This is a genomic window from Agrobacterium vacciniicorymbosi (assembly GCF_040427045.1).
Lineage (GTDB): Bacteria > Pseudomonadota > Alphaproteobacteria > Rhizobiales > Rhizobiaceae > Agrobacterium.
Map to the genome: position 1 here is coordinate 90752 of NZ_JBETMF010000007.1, position 17053 is coordinate 107804.

Genomic DNA, 17053 nt, shown 5'->3' on the forward strand with positions numbered 1-17053 from the left:
TCGCCGCTTTGTTATGCGGGAAAGGCGGGCGTCGTCATCTCGAAATTGAACAGGCCCTGCGTTGCCAAGGCCGCCGCACCGCTGCTCCAGAAATTGTCTCTCTCATCCGGCACCAGTGCAGGTGGCGGCGTGAAACAATTAAGCTCAAGCGCCTTTCGCATCGGATCAAACAGCAGATCGCCGAAACTCACCGCTTCACCGCCGACAATGATGATTTCGGGGTCGACAATATCTACCATGCGCGCCAGATGCAGGCCGATGGCCGCACCTGCTTCCTGCAGAATGTCTCTGGCAACAGGATCACCCTGTAGCGCGGCTTCCTTCATCGCGTAACGGTCCACATAACCGTCTTTGCCTCTGGCCTGACGCCAACGCTCAAGGATGGCAGGCTCGGAATAAAAAGCCTGAAGACAGCCATGCCGACCGCACTCGCATAAGGGTCCGTCAGGGTGGTGCATCGAATGACCAATCTTGCCCGCGTGCCCATGCGCGCCCCGTTGCACTTTTCCGTCCACTACCGTCGCACAACCGATGCCGACCCCGATTGCCACCGCCGTAAACACGCGATGCTGCCGCCCGAGACCGAAAAGATGTTGCGCCAGCGCAAAGGCCAGCGTGTCATCCTCCATCCAGACGGGGACGTTGACCCGTTCCTGCAACATACTGGCGAACGGGACATCTTCCCAGAAAAAGCGGTGGCTCTTGATGCAGATGCCTTTCTCCGCATCGATTGTGCCTGGCATGGAAAAACCGACACCGGTCAGCAGACCCGCCCCTTCCGGCGCCAGACGCTGCAATCGTGTCACGGCTTTTTCAGCCGCGTCGAGAACCGATTGGGGAGAAGGATTTTTGAACTCGATGGTCAGGGACGAGAGCGTTGCAGTGGAAAGATCGGTCAGCACACATTCCAGACTGCCGACATTCATTTTGATACCGATGGCGAGGTGTCCGGCATAATTGATCTCAAGCGGAATCGGTCGACGCCCTCCACCGCCGGGTATCGTCTTGCCCTCAATAAGGTAACCTTCTGAAATCAGATCACTGACCACGAAAGTCACCGCCGCCGGACTCAAACCTGTCGCCGCCGCGACATCCGCGCGGCTGAGCTGCTCTTCACGCCTGATGAGGTTAAGGATCAGACGACGGTTCATCGCCCGCGTCGTTTGTTGATCGATTTTCACTTGAATGCGTACCTTAGGCTTTTCTGACTGATCCCGTTCACCAATGCTTTTCAATGGCCTGCCAGTTTACGTTGCTAAAAATAGTGGTCGCACGGCTTCGCGAAAAGATCAAAGCTTCATGATTGTGATGATGGAAAAAGTTTTCCAAAGCTTGATGTGGGACGGAAACGTCGCCTATCGTTCTCACGGCAATTTACGAAGTGCTGCCATGTTAGTGTATCTCATTACTGCCGGCGTCTATATGCCTTCGCGAATATATAAAGGAACTGTATTCAAAGACGCACGTTTATCGTTTCGCATGCAGCATTCACGCTGATTGCGCCTCACGCACTTAAGACCTTCTCGCCAAAGCTATCGCACATCTGCGGGTGCCCTTTGTCGCCTTGGTCCGCGTTGTGAACGAGGATTAATTGCAGGGAAAGACAATGGAATTTCCGAAGACAATAGTCCCGGTACGATCAGCGGCGGTTGATTACAAAGCTGACGCTATTCCGAGCACCGCGTTGTCCGGTAAAACCATCCTTATCTTGATTGGAGTGGCGTTTTTGCTGCGGGTTGGACAGGAGATTTTTGTCCCTCTAGCCCTGTCGTTGCTTCTCTCTTTTACCCTTGCACCCATCGTGTCATTCCTGCGCAAGCGGTCGATCCCTAAAATTCTGGCGGTCATTCTTGCTGTCTTGTCGGCTTTCTGCGCGATCGCTCTTTTCAGTTTCGTCGTCGCTACTCAGGTAGCAAACCTTGCCGAAAACATTCCCACATATCAGCGCAACATTGTGAGCAAGGTCCAACTGCTCGCTCAGGCGGGCTCCGGAAATGGAGTGCTGGATCATCTGAGCAAGGTGGTTGAAAAAGTTGGAGCCGAAATACAGGTGCGGGCCGTTGAAAGCCAAGACGCTTCAGCACCCGAAGCGACAACGCGGGAGCCGATGCCGGTTGAAATCGTCTCACGCACCAACCCGTTGCAGACCCTCGGCAATCTTATCCTTCCGCTGATCAGTCCGTTCGCAACCGCAGGCCTTGTTATCGTGCTGGTCATTTTCATGCTCTTGGAGCGCGAAGACCTGCGTGACAGGTTCATCCGTCTTGTTGGCTTGAGCGATCTGCATCGAACGACAGCAGCGCTGCAAGACGCTGGAAAACGAGTAGGCAAATACCTGCTCATGCAACTGGTCGTGAATGCGCTTTACGCTTTGCCCATCACACTTGGCTTGTGGATTCTCGGAATTCCCAACGCTATTCTTTGGGGACTGCTGACGCTCGTCCTGAGGTTTGTGCCTTACATCGGCCCGGTCATCGGCATGGTTCTTCCACTGTTTCTAGCTTTGGCAATAGCACCCGGCTGGTCGCTGGTTGCCTGGGTTGCAGCGTTGTTCTTGACGACGGAGCTTGTGAGCAACAACGTGATCGAGCCTTGGCTTTATGGTTCGCACACGGGATTGTCTCCCTTAGCAATCATTGTTTCGGCCATTTTCTGGTCTTGGCTGTGGGGACCACTTGGATTGATGCTGTCGACACCACTCACCGTCTGCCTCGTGGTTCTCGGTCGCTATGTGCCTCAATTCGGATTTCTTGATGTTCTGCTCGGAAACGAACCTGTCCTTGAGCTTCATGAAAAACTCTATCAAAGGCTTCTGGCTGGCGATCCAAACGAGGCCACGGACACTGCAGAGGAGTATCTCAAGCAGGAATATCTCGTCGATTATTACGATAAGGTCGGCCTTGCGGCCCTTCTTCTCGGCGAGATGGATCGGCAGCGCGGTGTCATGTCGGAGCCACAGATCGAATTGTTTTCTTCAAGCTCTATGACACTCGTCGATAATCTTTCTGATATCGCCGACGAAGAGGAGAATGAAGACGACGAAGCTGTGAGCGCAACACCATCGACACTGCCCGATGAAGCAGATTTGCCTGACGGACAAGGCCAGTCAGTTCTATGTATCGGTGGTCGCGGAGCGATAGATGACGCAGCATCCACGATGTTATCGCAGGTTATTGAGGTTCAAGGTGCCAAAGTCGTAGTCGCGAGCCATGCGATTCTGAGCGAAAGAAGGTCACTCGAATCGAACATTGAAAATATCGACACCGTCGTGGTCTCATTCCTCAACGGCAATTCCAAATCCCATGCGCGCCAGATCGTTCGTCGCCTGAAACGACTGAACGCCCTGATGCGGGTCGGCATACTCATGCCAATGGCGAATGGCCAGAGCTACGCCCAAATCACGGCCGACGAAATCGGCGCTGACTTTGTGGCGATGTCGCTGAGTGAGGCCACAAAACTGGCGCTAACGCAAACAGCACCAACGAAACTTGTGACTGTTGTACGAAAGGTCAGCCGCCCGAGAGTGGGGCCGACAAAACCGATTGTGGCGGCTTAGTCTAACCTGTTTCGCCAGACAAATGGTACCGAAGTCAAGGTAGACTTCGATAGGTCTAAACGCCTGATAGCTCTCGAGAGCCTGCCATAATCTCCTGCCAAGCCTTATATGCAGACACCACCGTCTGCATCTGTGCTGTGTGGCCAGCGATGAAGCCGTCGCCGTAGATCGTTTCGTCTGGACATTCCGTGATCAGCGTCATGGGAACGGTGTGACGGTCATCTATCGATGACAGGCATGGAAAACCGTTGATGATGCGGAAGCCGGTTTCGCCCGCGTGGATTTCGTAAAGCGCTATCTGGCGATCATTGTAGTCGAGCAGGCCCGGGATGGTGCCGAGATGGCGGGTGACCTTATCGAGCAATGCCTCGGCCTGTTCCGTCCAACCGGCATGATGGCGCACGACGAGGAAGAAGCCTTTCGGCAAGGTCCACATTGCGAAGTTACGCGGGACGTAACCCGACAGCGGGCGGGTCCATTCGTGCGAGGGGTAGCCGTGCAGATTCACGTGCAGGGTGGCGCCGCTTAAGTCCTGCGCTTTGAAGCGGATTTCCTTTTCATTCAGATGGGCACCTGAATTTTCGAGTGTTCGATATTCTAGGTCATCACCCAATGCCGTATAACGCGCGGCATGATGCATATGGCGCGGATTATCGACGCGAAGACGTTGGTGGATAGCGTAGCCATCCGGGTTTTCGAGCGGCGAAATCGTGAAATGGGCACCGGCTTTCGTTTGTAGTTCGCTCGCAGCACGCAGGGCGCCGACAATGCCTGTCGTTTCGTTCGGATGCTGCCCACCGCTGATCATGACGGCAGCGTCGCTTCCGCGGACATAGCGTGCCGTCACTTGCCGGCCTGATCTGGCGCGAGCAGTGAACTCTTCGCCACCTATCTCGGTCAGCAGATTTGCAATCTGATCTGTGGAGAGCGGCGCTTCGGCAGTTTCGATTGCCTGTTCCGCGCTCTCTAAAAACGCAGTGCCCAATGTCCGGGTTTCGACCCGCACGGAAACTTCCGCACCGCTTTTGATAACCTCAGGGACGATCTGGCCCGGTTTCAGGCCGCGATCACCCAGTGGGCGACCGGATTTTTTCTGGAAGAATTCGAGAAGCGAGAAGTAGAAATCCTCATGCAGGGCTTCTCGCAGGCTGACCACTTCGTCGCCGATGGCAAGAGGTAGATCCTCGGATGGGTAATGGACGTGAATGTTGAGTTCATCGAAATAGGGCTCATCGCTTCCCCAATCATACTTTGCGACCGCGTGAATCGCGCTTTCGAACAGACGCTCATAGTCCGTTTCAAGCCGCTCATCATGCTCCCCGCGGCACAGCCAGCCGGTTGGCGAGACATTGGTTTCTCCAACGATATCCACATGGACGCGATTGGGCGCCAGCACCTTCAGCGTTTCCTTTCCCGTTTCGCGCGTCAGGACCACGTCATAAACAAATTCGCCGTCTTCACGCGGCACGAACTCAATTTTGGCGTTCCCGACCAAAGCTGCCAACGGATAAGCCTCAAGCCGGAATCGATTTGCGGGTGCGTCGGGGTAAACGGGGTATGCAATCTGAATGTTCTTGACCTCTGCCAGATCAATCTCTTCGAGAAAGCTGTGGAGCAAGGGCTTGTAGGCGCTACGGATACGGGCCGTGACACCTTTTTCGGCAAGGCGACGCTCGGCATCACGCCTGCTCTTCACATCATCGAACGTCCACGCCTCCAGAGACTGACCGGGAAGCGCTTGTTCGACCAAAACATCAAGTGTGCGCTCAAACGTATGGCTGAAAATCTCTGTCATTACATTTTACCTTGAAGTTCTGCCGGTCGGGTCGAGGCTGTCGCGCAGCCAATCGCCGAGAAGATTGAGGCCAAGCACAGTCAAAAGGATCGCCAGACCTGGGAAAACGCTAACCCACCACGCGATTTGCAGATAGGTGCGGCCATCCGCCAGCATGCCGCCCCAGCTCGGGATAGTTGGATCGACGCCCATGCCTAGGAATGTGAGACTGCTTTCCAGGAGGATGTTGTTCGCGACGTTCAGCGTCATCAGGACAATGACCGGGCCGACGAGGTTTGGCAGCAGATGCTGGAAAATGATGCGCCAGTCTTTAACGCCGATAGCGCGTGCAGACAGGATGAATTCCCGCTCACGCAACGTCAGAACCGAGCCGCGCACAAGGCGGGCATATTGCACCCACTGCGAAACGATCAGCAAAATGATGGTGTTGGTCAGGCTGCCGCCGGCAATGGCAATGAAGGTGATAGCCAAAAGAATGAAGGGCATCGCGAGCTGGATATCGGCAAAGCGCATGACGACCATGTCCCAGAAGCCGCGATAGTAGCCTGCAATCAGGCCCATCAGCACGCCAAAAACAACGGCACCGATGACGGAGGTGAAACCCACCAGCAGCGAAATCTTGCCGCCCGCGACTACACGCGCCAGAACGTCACGCCCCAATGGATCAGTACCGAATGGGTGTGCCGCGCTAGCAAACGGTTTTGCCAACCGCGCCATCAGATCGATCTTGTCGGCACCGCCGGGAAACAGCACGTCCGACAGAAGCACGGCAGCGCAGATGACGACGGTCAAGGTCGCACCCAGCACGAATTCAAGGCTGTAGAACCGCGAAAGGCGGGAGGTTTTGGTGGCCATGTCGGTTACTCCGTGCGGATACGGGGATCGACCAGCCCATAGGCGATATCGACCAGAAGATTGATGCCGACGATCATCAGCGACAGCACGGTAATGACGGCCTGCAACACGGGATAATCGCGCGCGCCAACCGCGTCGAAGGCCAGCGAGCCCATTCCCGGCCAATTGAACACCCGCTCGATAACCACGATGCCACCCAGCAATCCACCAAACTGCAGGCCGAAATAGGTGATCAGCGGAATGGCGCAATTGCGCAGCGCGTGTTTGTAGAGAACCTTGCTTTCGCTCAAGCCCTTGGCGCGCGCAACCATGATGTATTGCGATTGCAGCGTATCGAGCATTGCAGTGCGGACTAGGCGCACATTGGTGGCAGTGAGGATGACGCCCATGGTCAATGCGGGCATGATGTAGCTGACAGCGCCACCCATACCACTGGGCGGCAGCCAACCAAGCGTGATCGAAAACAGCAGGACCAGCATCAGCGCGAGCCAGAAATTCGGGAAGGACAGGCCGAGCAGCGAGAAAATGCGGATCGCCTGATCGACACCCTTGCCTTTCGACGTCGCGGCTTTGATGCCGAGCGGGATGGACAGGGCAATCGAAACGACCATGGAGATGAAAGCCAGCATCAATGTTGCCGGCAGCGCATCAGCGATCAGTCGCGAAACGGGCGTGCCGCCGACGAAGCTTTTGCCCAGATCGAATGTAACGAGGCCTTTGAGGAAGTTCAGATACTGCACGAAGAACGGCTGATCCGTGCCAAGCGCAACGCGAATGCGCATCAAATCTTCTTCCGTCATACTGCCGCCGCCCTGAAACATGGTCACGGCGGGGTCGCCGGTCAGGCGGATGGCGAATGAGACGAGCAGCGTGATGGCGATGACGACGAAAAACGCCTGCAACAATCGCTTGATGAGGAAACCGGCCACGTTCTTTTCCTTGCAAAGGGGATGGTGACGCCGCCCAAAGGGAGCGGCGTCAAACATTCATTATTACTCGACGGTGACGTCGGTCAGTTTCAGGCGATTATCCGGCGGTGCGACGAAGCCCTTGACCTTTTTGCTGACGCCGTAAATCGCATTGGTATTGTAAAGCGGCAGCTCAAGAGCCTTTTCCGCAGTCGCTTTGCCGATTTCCTTCAGGATGCGCTCACGCTCCGCGCGGTCCGTCAGCGGGCGCTGGGATTCCAGCAGCTTGTCCAGTTCAGCGTCCTTTTCATAAGGATTCCACTTTTCACCGGAGTGGTACATGGAATAGGCGGTGTTATCGTAATCGAAGGTCCAACCGCCCCACTTCTGCTGGAACATGGCCCCGGTCTTGCCCTGCGGAATGATGTCGTTCAGCAGAACGTTGGTTTCATATGGCTTGATGGTCGCAGTGATACCGACCATCTGGAGATAGCTGGCGATAACCTGAGTGACCTCGTTCATCGTCGCGTCATTGCCACGAATATCGATCTGAACTGTCGAACCCGGCTTGACGCCAGCCTCTGCCAGAAGCTTTTTTGCACCTTCAGGATCGTAAGGCAGCGGCTTCAGTTCCGGATCGTAGCCGAAGGACAGCGCGCCCTGGAAGCTTGCGATCTCGGAGCCCTGTCCTGCCAGGATCGACTTGACGATGGTGGCGCGATCAACCGCCATGATGATCGCCTTGCGAACCTTGGGGTCCTTGGTAATGCCATCACGCGTGTTGAAGCGCAGGGCATCGACCGTTGGGCCGGGAACGCTGACAATCTCCAGATTGGAGTCAGCCTGAATAACCGGCAGCATGCCAATTGGGATAGTCGGTGGAATGACGAGATCGACGCGGCCAGCCTGAAGCTCGGCAACGGCTGTCGCGGGTTCGGAGATGAAGCGGTAGTCGAGCTCAGAAAGCTTCGGTGCGCCGCCCCAATAATCCGGGTTGGCTTCGAGCTTGATGTTCACCTTCGGCGCATAGGACACGAATTTAAACGCACCCGTACCGACCGGATTGGTGTTGAAGTTGTCCTCACCCTTTTCCTGAATGTACTTCGGCGGCACGATCATGGCGCCGTAGCCAGCAAGCTTGGTCAAAAGAACCGGGTCGGGAGCCTTCAGCTTCATGTCCACGGTGTTTTCGTCGATGATCTCGACGCTTTCGATGGCCGTATAGTTGGAACGCTGCGGCCCCTTCGCGCCCTGTTCGCCCAACAGGCGATCAAAGGTGAACTTGACGGCTTCGGCGTTGAATGGCTCGCCGTTGTGGAACTTGACGTTCTGGCGCAACTTGAAGCGGATGCGCTTGCCTTCATCCAGCTCTTCCCAGGATTCAGCAAGACCCGGTACGAGTTTCAGATCCGGGCCGCGATAGGTCAGGCCATCAAAGATGTTGGTTGCAACGGCAGCCCACTGAACCAGAAACGTATCGATAGGGTCCCAGCTGCCCGGATCCTGTGGCGTGGAAATCGTCATTTTTCCGGCTGCAAGCGCGGGAGCGGCAGCAAAAGCCACGCTTGACAGGGCAAGCGCCACAAAGGCCGTCAGTCCCCTATTTGTTTTGGTCATTGATCTGTTCCTCTCAGATAGATGCGATTTTTCGCGGTTTTTCAGGCGCTTCTTGCAACGAAGTGGCCTGGATTGATTTCCTCGTAAACGAGAATGGCGGGCTCATCGCCAACGCGGCGAACAGGATTTGGGATTTCACCTTCGATCATTGCCGTCTGCCTGATAGCTGCGGGGTCTGCGACCGGGACTGCGGACAGCAGGCGGCGTGTGTAATCATGCATCGGCGTCTCAAAGACCTGACGACGGCTGCCCAGCTCCATGATCTGGCCGAGATAGAGCACCGCAACGCGATGGCTGATCTTTTCAACGACCGCCATGTCGTGGCTGATGAACAGATAGGCCAGACCACGTTCGGCCTGCAAATCCATGAAGAGATTAATGATCTGCGCCTGAATGGACACGTCGAGCGCCGACAGCGCTTCGTCGGCAATGATCAGCTTCGGATCGGATGCCAATGCGCGCGCAATGCAGACACGCTGGCGTTGGCCGCCCGAGAACTCGTGCGGGTAGCGCTCGGCCACGGCGGAGCTCAAGCCAACGCGCTCCAGCAACTCATCCACCCGGCGACGAACGGCCTTGCTGCCCGAGATCAGGCCGTGCGTGTTGATGGGCTCGGCAATCGAAAATCCAACGGTCTTGCGCGGGTCGAGCGAGGCAAATGGATCTTGAAAGATATACTGCACTTCCTGACGCATGCGAAAACGTTCAGCCGCAGACATGGACGCGTAGCTGCGTCCTCCAAATTCGATCTCGCCACCAATAGATGACTGAAGCTGCTGGATCGTGCGACCGATGGTCGATTTGCCGGAACCGGATTCACCAACCAGTGCCAATGTCTCCCCCGGATGAATGTCGAAACTAACATTCTGGACGGCACTAAGACGGTGGGTCGCCTTGCCAAACAGGTTCTTTTTCACATCGAACCGAACCAGCAAATCCTTAACCGATAGAAGCGGCTTTTCATCGTATCTTGCCGTGTCCTGGACCCGCTCATCTCCGATGATTTTCGGCTTGCCATCTTCCAGGACCGTCAGCGGCGTACGCTTGGGAAAGTCTTCGCCCGTCATGCTGCCAAGACGTGGCACGGCTGAGAGAAGCATGCGGGTATAGGGGTGTTGCGGGTTGGCGAATATCTGGCCGACAGGGCCTTCCTCCACCTTCTTGCCCTTCCACATAACAACGACATCATCTGCCATTTCGGCAACGACGCCCATGTCGTGGGTAATGAAGATCATGCCCATGCCAAGGTCTTTTTGCAGGTCGCGCATGATGTTGAGGATTTGCGCCTGAATGGTAACATCGAGCGCGGTCGTCGGCTCATCCGCGATCAAGAGTTTGGGACGGCAGGCGAGCGCCATGGCGATCATCACACGCTGGCGCATACCACCGGACAATTGGTGAGGGTACCGATCCAGAAGCGCTGCCGCATCCGGCAAGCGCACCATGTCAAGAAGCCTGCGCGCCTCCGCAGATGCCGCTGCCTTACCCATTTTCTCGTGAAGCATCAGGACTTCGCAAATCTGATCACCGACGGTGAAAACCGGATTGAGCGAGGTCATCGGCTCCTGAAAGATCATGGCGATGTCTTTGCCCCTGATGGAGCGCATGTCTTTCTGCGAAACCTGAAGCAGGTTCTTCTCACCGAACATGATCCGTCCGGTCGGAAATTTCGCGCCCATCATGTCCGCCAGACGCATGGTCGAAAGCGAAGTGATCGACTTTCCTGAACCAGACTCCCCGACGATAGCCACGGTCTTCCCAGCAGCAACCGAAAAGGAAAGATCATCGACAACGCGACTGGCGCCAAACTCGACACTCAACCCTTCAACCGAAAGGAGCGGCGTGAGTTTGTCCATTGCGTTCGTCATGTCTGCGTCTCCGGCGGCGCTTGCGCGGTCTGATTCAATTCCGTGCCCGTCGCTGAGGATGAAAACACGAGACTAAAACCAAGCCCGCATTCACCACCCGACCCACGAAAACAGGAACTGACTTGCTAATTAAGACGCTACCAAAGTAGGACAATCATGTCTATACTGTTGAACAATATTCTATCATTGCCTAACAAGTAAGCATTTGAGCAGCTTGCGTGCACAGTGCCGTTTTCCGCACAGAGCAAATTGCAATGAGATTATGTGGTTATTCAGGTGTCGCGTGGAGACGCTACACGCCCGTTAGCACTTCATGACTGAAGCGCGACGCGATAAAAAAGCGATTGGCTGTCTATGAAGATGGAAGCGCCGTGCGGCCGACACGCAATAATTTGGCTATGACGGCTGCACGCTAACGCAAGTAGACGTTATAAACATCCATCGTGGGCTCACCACTCCGCGATGTCGCACCGATCAGCGGCGTTAATGCTGTATTCGGCGCTGGACGTTAGCGACAGCTAGCGTCACCCAGAAACCGGAGCATTCAACGCCGATGATCAAGTGATCAAGTGATCAAGTGATCAAGTGATCAAGTGATCAAGTGATCAAGTGTCGTGAAAGATCAATGCCGATCTAAACGTCAAGCCGCTGCTGCGTCGTCAAGTCAAAGAAATGGACGTTTTTCGTTTTAAACGACAAGTTCACGGACTGGCCCGGCTCGAGGCTTACCCGGTCTCGAACAATCCAGGTCAATTCTTGTCCATCGACTTCTACCAGGACATGCGTTTCAGACCCTGTTGGTTCAATGAGTTTGACGACGGCCTTGAGCCCTCCCTGCTCCGCGCCCATCGAAATGTCTTCGGGTCGAATGCCAAGCATGATCGATGACCCAACCTTCTCTCGAGGTGTTTTGGACAATTCGACCTGCGAGCCGCCCTTGAGCGCCATGACGTCGCCGTCTTTCAACGTGCCTTCGAGGAAGTTCATAGCGGGCGATCCGAGAAAGCCAGCAACGAAAATGTTCTTTGGACGGTCGTAAAGTTCAAGCGGCGTTCCGATCTGCTCTACCCGCCCGCCTTGCAGCACGACGATCTTGTCGGCCATGGTCATCGCTTCGATCTGATCGTGGGTGACGTAAACGATTGTGGTCTTCAGGCGTTGATGCAACGCCTTGATTTCCGCACGCATTTTGACGCGCAATTTTGCATCCAGGTTGGACAGAGGTTCGTCAAAAAGGAAGACTTTTGGATCGCGCACGATTGCACGTCCCATCGCCACACGCTGGCGCTGGCCACCCGACAACTGGCCGGGTTTGCGTTGCAAAAGCGGCTCAAGCCCAAGGATCGCCGCTGCCTCACTGACTTTTTTCTCGATGTCCGGCTTTTTCACACCAGCCAGTTCGAGTGCGAAACCCATATTCTGGGCTACGGTCATTTGTGGATAGAGCGCGTAGTTTTGAAAGACCATTGCGATGTCGCGGTCCTTCGGCTGAAGGTTGTTGACGACTTTGCCGTCAATGCTGATCTGCCCGCCGGAAATATCCTCCAGCCCAGCAATCATACGCAGCAAAGTCGACTTGCCACATCCTGATGGTCCGACCAGGATAACGAATTCGCCATCGGCTATTTCGACATCCACGCCGTGGATGATGTTGACGGCACCGAAGGATTTCTTGACGTTGCTTATGCTCAAGCTAGACATATCTGCCCTCCCGTTCTCTATCGCGTCTTGCGAATGCGCAGTGCCTGATAAGGCTTGCGCGGGATTTCGACGCCGAAAGCGGCATCTGGCTTTCCGCCACGCACAACGGCGCCATGCCGCACCGGATGGGTGATGGGGGCCTGAACCTTTTTCGCAGGCGTGATCGTCATCTCCCAGGTATCGATCAGATCAACCTCATAATCGTCGCTGTCCATCGGCAAGCCAGATGACCAGATCACGGGCTGATGCTCACCGAAATAGATGAGCCGGAAATCTCCATCACCATCGCGGGCACCTGAAACGCGCGACCACGGCCACTGGGTGACAGGACCAAGCGGATTAAGTCCGTTCTTCACATCCGCTTCCAGCAAATCCCTCAGGAAGCCAATGCGCTTCCACGCCTCGCCATGCAACTGACCACCCTTGGCCCACCAGATGAGGTCATCAGGGTGGGAGTAGGTCTCGCCGTGACCTGCATAACCACCACGGGCCATGGTGATCCAGTATCTGTGCACGAGTTCCTGCGCGGTCAGATTGCCCCAGGATTCGAGGATATCACCCTCATATTCCGGCTCATCATTGACGACCGGCTTGCCATAGGTATCGCGCCATTCCTGGGTTAGTTTGACATCTGGGTTCTGGATGCAGGTGTGTGTGACCCAAGGCTTACGGTGATCGTAATTCGCGGTCACATTGCCATTGTGGATCGAGCGAAGATGTTGGTAGGGGTCGTTCTCTTCCAGAATGTGGAAGTAACGATCCCATTGCGCCATCGGCTTGGTGTCGAGAAGGAAATCATATTCGTTGGCAAGCGACCACCAGACGTTTCGATAGGCGGCAAGGCGCGCCGCCAGATACGCCACATAGCGGTAATCCTGCTCGGCTGGCATATCGGCATATCCCCACCGGTCGTAAGGGTGGAATATGATGATATCGGCTTCGATACCACGCTCACAAAGAGCTGCGACCTGCTTTTCGAAATGTTGGAACAGCGCGACATTCGGCTTATCGAAGTCATAGGTGCCGTCGGCTTTTTTGTCGAAGCAGTCATGCAGCGGTTCGTTGACGTTGTATGGATAGTCTTTTGGAAAAACGCCCATGCGGATCTTGTTGAACCGTGTCTTTTCAAGCGTGTCCAAGGTCTGCTGCTGCATGTCGAGCGGCTGGTGCGTCCAGGCATAGCAGGTCGTGCCGAACGAAAAGAACGGAGTGCCATCGGCATAAGCGAAGTGGAACTTGTTCCGCACGCGGACCGGACCATGATTGTTTACCGACGCGGCAGTGACTGTGAAGCCGCCGCTTTTTCCGGAGAGTTCCGGCGTTTGCGAGTTGGTTGCGAAGGTCCACTCACCTTCGGTGTCAGGCATGAAGCGCACCCGATATGTGCCGTTTCCATCGTAGAAGCCCGGAACGCGGACCTGTCTGTTCTTGTGCGTGAAGACGGCATCGAAGGAGACATCGACAAAGGGATTTCCATTCGATGGCCCTTCAAAGGATGCCTCGAATACACCCCACTTTTCGACATTTGCGTCAGACATCTTGTGTTCTCCTGAAAGAATGATTTGCATGGGCCTCAGCCCTTCACGGCACCGGATGTCAAACCCGATACGAAGTAGCGCTGGAAAATAAGATAGACGAGCGTGGCGGGCAGCACGGTCATAACGATTGCCGCATTGAGCTGACCGTAGTTGCTGGAAAACTGCCCTTGAAAGGACATCAGGCCGAGCGGCAACGTCCACATATTCTGGTCCTGAAGGAGCACCAGCGCCATAGCGAACTCGTTCCAGGTGGAGACGAAGTCCAGAATGAACAGAGCTGCGAGTACTGGCAGGCACACAGGAAGGAAAATGCGCCGGAAGATCGTAAAATGCGTGGCGCCGTCAATCAGGGCAGCCTCGGACAGCTCCTTCGGGATGCCTTTGAAAAAGCCGTGCAGGATGAAGACCTGATAGGGAACGCCAAATGCGATGTATGGCAATATCACACCGGGATAGGTGTCGATGAGGCCAAAGGAATTCACCAACGTGAACAGTGGCGCAAGCATCACCTGAAACGGTATCATCGTGCCAAACACGACAAGCAGAAGCAGCACCTTGCCGATTTTCAGCCTGATCTTGGCAAGCGCGTAGGCTGCCATGGCAGACAATGCCAGTCCCAGCGGGACCTTCACAATGGTGATGATCACGCTGTTGAAGAAGGAATTGGCGAAGTTTCCTCGGCTCCAGGCACCCGAATAATTGTCCCAGGCCAGTTGCGTGGGCGGCATGAATGCGCCCGTGCTGGTAACAGCCGCAGGCGTCTTCAAAGATGTGAACACGATGAAGACAAAAGGTGCCACCCAGATCAATGCGACAAGCAGGAGAGCGATCCACAACCCGATCAGGATCGGGTCTCGTTGAGATGCGGACGGTGCAACATCATCTTCGGAGGCGAGAGCTTTAGTCTGAATTACGGTCACGATTCCGGCTCCTCGTTCTTCTGCGACCAGCGCAGATAGGGAATGACGATCGTCATGGTGATCAAAAGCAGCACGACCGAAATCGCCGCACCACGACCGAAGTCGAAAATCTGCATCGCCTGCGTGAAGGCCCAGAGCGCCAGCATCTGCGTGCTTTGCGCAGGTCCGCCTCCGGTCAAGCCATAGACAATGTCGAAAGCCTTCAGCGACGAGATGATCGAAAGTACCAGCACGATGGTCAATGTCGGGCGCAGCGCCGGAAGCGTAACGTGTTTGAAAACGGCCCAGCGACCCGCCCCGTCGATGCGCGCGGCTTCAACCAGGGTTTGGGAGACGTTCTGCAAGCCCGCGAGGAAAAGGACCATCGAAAAGCCGACGGTCTGCCAGAGATAGGCAACGAAAACCGAGTAAAGCGCGATGTCCCTGTTCCCAAGCCAGTCCTTGATCCAGCTCTGCAAACCCCAGTCTGTCAATAACTGATTGAAAAGGCCAAAGAACGGATCGTACATCCACTTCCACATCGTCGCGACCGCGATTGGGGCGATAATGACCGGGAGGTAGAAAATGGCGCGAAGGCTGTTCCGCCCGAAAATTTTCTGGTTGAGACTGAGCGCAAGCAGCAATCCCACGATTGGCGGAAAGATCAGGCTCATCAGTGTCCAGATGACGGTATTTCGGAACGCACCCCAGAAAACCGGATCTCGGGTGAAGATCGCAGAATAATTGGCAAGCCCTACGAACTGACGCTCTGGATCCAACCCGTTCCACTTCTGAAAGCTCAAAATGACGACGTCGAGCATCGGATAGAGAGCAAAGATGGCGTAGATCGCCAGCGCTGGCACGAGCATAACGAAAGCTTGCGCGCGCGGGTCGTGTGAAGACTGTTTAAAAGACATAATCTCCTCCAGGCAGCGCTACCGCTGCTGGTCTCCTAATTGATCGCGCGAGCCGACAGGTCGTTCGTCGGCTCGCACTCGGGGAGGATCAGGTTCTTCCAGCGATGAAAGTCTGGAGTTGCTTGGCAGCGTCTGCGGGCTGGACGTTGCCCGAAGCGACTTCATTGATGACGCGGAAATATTCGGTCGTCACGTCCAGAGGGAACGCTTGGTCACCGTTCATATACACCTTGTCATAGGTCTTGAAGATTTCGAGCCATTCGGCTTCGAGCGGCTTCTGATTGGTGTATGTCACGTTCTTGTTGACCGAGATCGCGCTGATCTGGCCGACCAAATCCTGCTGAACTTTCGTGGACAGGAAGTAATCCAGGAACTTGGCCGCCGTATCCGGGCTTTTGCTCTTGGTGCTGATGTAGTTGTATTCCGCAAAGCCGTAGAGACGATTGGTGTTGGTCGGGAATGGGAAAATTCCGTAGTCGTCAAGGTTGACGCCCGTTCCCTGCAACTGGCCTACGAGCCAGTCACCTTCCAGCATCATGGCCGCGCGTCCAGCCGTAAACAAGCTGTAGGACTGCTTGTTGTCGATACCCATGAAAGGCTGGAGTGTGTAGTCCTTGGTCCATTTGGAGAATTCGGTAAAGGCATCCGTTGCGCATGCCTCTTTGGACCAGTCGAGCTTCATCGACTTCAGAGCATCGTGCTTTTCTGCACCACACTTGGTTTCAAGAATGACGTCCATAAGACGCATCACATGCCAGTTGACCGTTCCGCCGAAAGTGAACGCCGGGAAGCCCGCATCCTTCAATTTCTGCGCAGCAGCCAGAAGTTCATCATAGGTTTTTGGTTCGTCTTTGATCCCAGCCTGTTCGAAAAGCTTCTTGCTGTAATAGACCGCTTCGCCCTTAAAGGTAAAAGGCACGCCGTGTTTTCCGCCCGGGTAGAGATCAGCAAAGGCCGCCGCAGCTGGAAGAAGCTCGTCATTCCATTTGTATTCTGTGTAATATTTGTCGAGTGGCAGAGACAGACCCGCTTTGACATACTCGCCACCCAGACCCAGACCCGCCCAGCTAAAGTAGATGTCAGGACCACGGTTGGAACCAGCTGCTACGCGCAGTGCCGTTTTATGTTCATCGACGCCACGCTGGACGATCTGCACCTTGGTACCTGGATTTGCAGCTTCGAAGTCTGTCGCGACTTTTTTCAACGCAAGATTGGCCGCGTTGTTGTCGAAATTCAGCGTCCAAAGGGTCAGGTCTTCTGCTTTGGCCGACGTGATGGCCATGGTGGCAGCAGCAAGGGCTGCGAAACTGACAGTCTTTAGTTTATTCGAAAATTTCAGCATTTTTTCCTCCTCATAATAAACATCTATCGATGCACGTTTCTGCTTAGGTATCGGGCT

At 55.1% G+C, this 17053-nt stretch carries 12 protein-coding genes; 1 reads left to right on the forward strand and 11 read right to left on the reverse strand.

Annotation, left to right across the window (positions count from 1 at the left end):
* Nucleotides 1-11: 11 nt before the first annotated feature.
* Nucleotides 12-1151 (reverse strand): ROK family transcriptional regulator, encoded by a 1140-nt coding sequence (locus ABUK73_RS12785; RefSeq protein WP_353577762.1) that lies wholly within the window; start codon nt 1149-1151, stop codon nt 12-14.
* Nucleotides 1152-1606: 455 nt separating this feature from the next.
* Here ABUK73_RS12785 and ABUK73_RS12790 point away from each other — a divergent pair, with 455 nt between their 5' ends.
* Nucleotides 1607-3556: an AI-2E family transporter gene (locus tag ABUK73_RS12790; protein ID WP_353577610.1), complete on the forward strand. Its 1950-nt coding sequence runs from the start codon at nt 1607-1609 to the stop codon at nt 3554-3556.
* 55 nt (nt 3557-3611) lie between these two features.
* Here ABUK73_RS12790 and ABUK73_RS12795 read toward each other — a convergent pair whose 3' ends face one another.
* The 10 genes from ABUK73_RS12795 to ABUK73_RS12840 form a co-directional block, all read right to left on the reverse strand.
* On the reverse strand, nt 3612-5351 hold the full coding sequence (locus ABUK73_RS12795; RefSeq protein WP_353577611.1) for a M14 family metallopeptidase: 1740 nt from the start codon (nt 5349-5351) through the stop codon (nt 3612-3614).
* A 6-nt stretch (nt 5352-5357) separates the two neighbouring features.
* The gene (locus tag ABUK73_RS12800) at nt 5358-6206 is read right to left on the reverse strand and encodes an ABC transporter permease (protein ID WP_353577612.1); all 849 of its coding nucleotides are present in this window, start codon (nt 6204-6206) and stop codon (nt 5358-5360) included.
* A 5-nt stretch (nt 6207-6211) separates the two neighbouring features.
* Entirely contained in the window at nt 6212-7135 is a 924-nt protein-coding gene (locus tag ABUK73_RS12805; protein WP_353577613.1) for an ABC transporter permease, read from the reverse strand.
* A 63-nt stretch (nt 7136-7198) separates the two neighbouring features.
* Nucleotides 7199-8731 carry an ABC transporter substrate-binding protein gene (locus ABUK73_RS12810; protein ID WP_353577614.1) on the reverse strand — a complete coding sequence of 511 codons (1533 nt, stop codon included), beginning with the start codon at nt 8729-8731 and terminating at the stop codon, nt 7199-7201.
* 41 nt (nt 8732-8772) lie between these two features.
* Nucleotides 8773-10599: an ABC transporter ATP-binding protein gene (locus ABUK73_RS12815; protein ID WP_353577615.1), complete on the reverse strand. Its 1827-nt coding sequence runs from the start codon at nt 10597-10599 to the stop codon at nt 8773-8775.
* Nucleotides 10600-11232: 633 nt separating this feature from the next.
* Entirely contained in the window at nt 11233-12300 is a 1068-nt protein-coding gene (locus ABUK73_RS12820) for an ABC transporter ATP-binding protein (RefSeq protein WP_353577616.1), read from the reverse strand.
* A gap of 17 nt (nt 12301-12317) precedes the next feature.
* Nucleotides 12318-13838, reverse strand: coding sequence for a DUF5060 domain-containing protein (locus ABUK73_RS12825; RefSeq protein WP_353577617.1), 1521 nt, complete (start codon nt 13836-13838; stop codon nt 12318-12320).
* A 35-nt stretch (nt 13839-13873) separates the two neighbouring features.
* A complete protein-coding gene (locus tag ABUK73_RS12830; RefSeq protein WP_454892365.1) occupies nt 13874-14758 on the reverse strand; it encodes a carbohydrate ABC transporter permease in 885 nt (294 codons plus the stop codon).
* Nucleotides 14755-15654 (reverse strand): carbohydrate ABC transporter permease, encoded by a 900-nt coding sequence (locus ABUK73_RS12835; RefSeq protein WP_353577618.1) that lies wholly within the window; start codon nt 15652-15654, stop codon nt 14755-14757. Before ABUK73_RS12835 ends, ABUK73_RS12830 begins: the two co-directional genes overlap by 4 nt.
* A gap of 88 nt (nt 15655-15742) precedes the next feature.
* On the reverse strand, nt 15743-16996 hold the full coding sequence (locus ABUK73_RS12840; protein WP_353577619.1) for an ABC transporter substrate-binding protein: 1254 nt from the start codon (nt 16994-16996) through the stop codon (nt 15743-15745).
* Nucleotides 16997-17053: the final 57 nt, after the last annotated feature.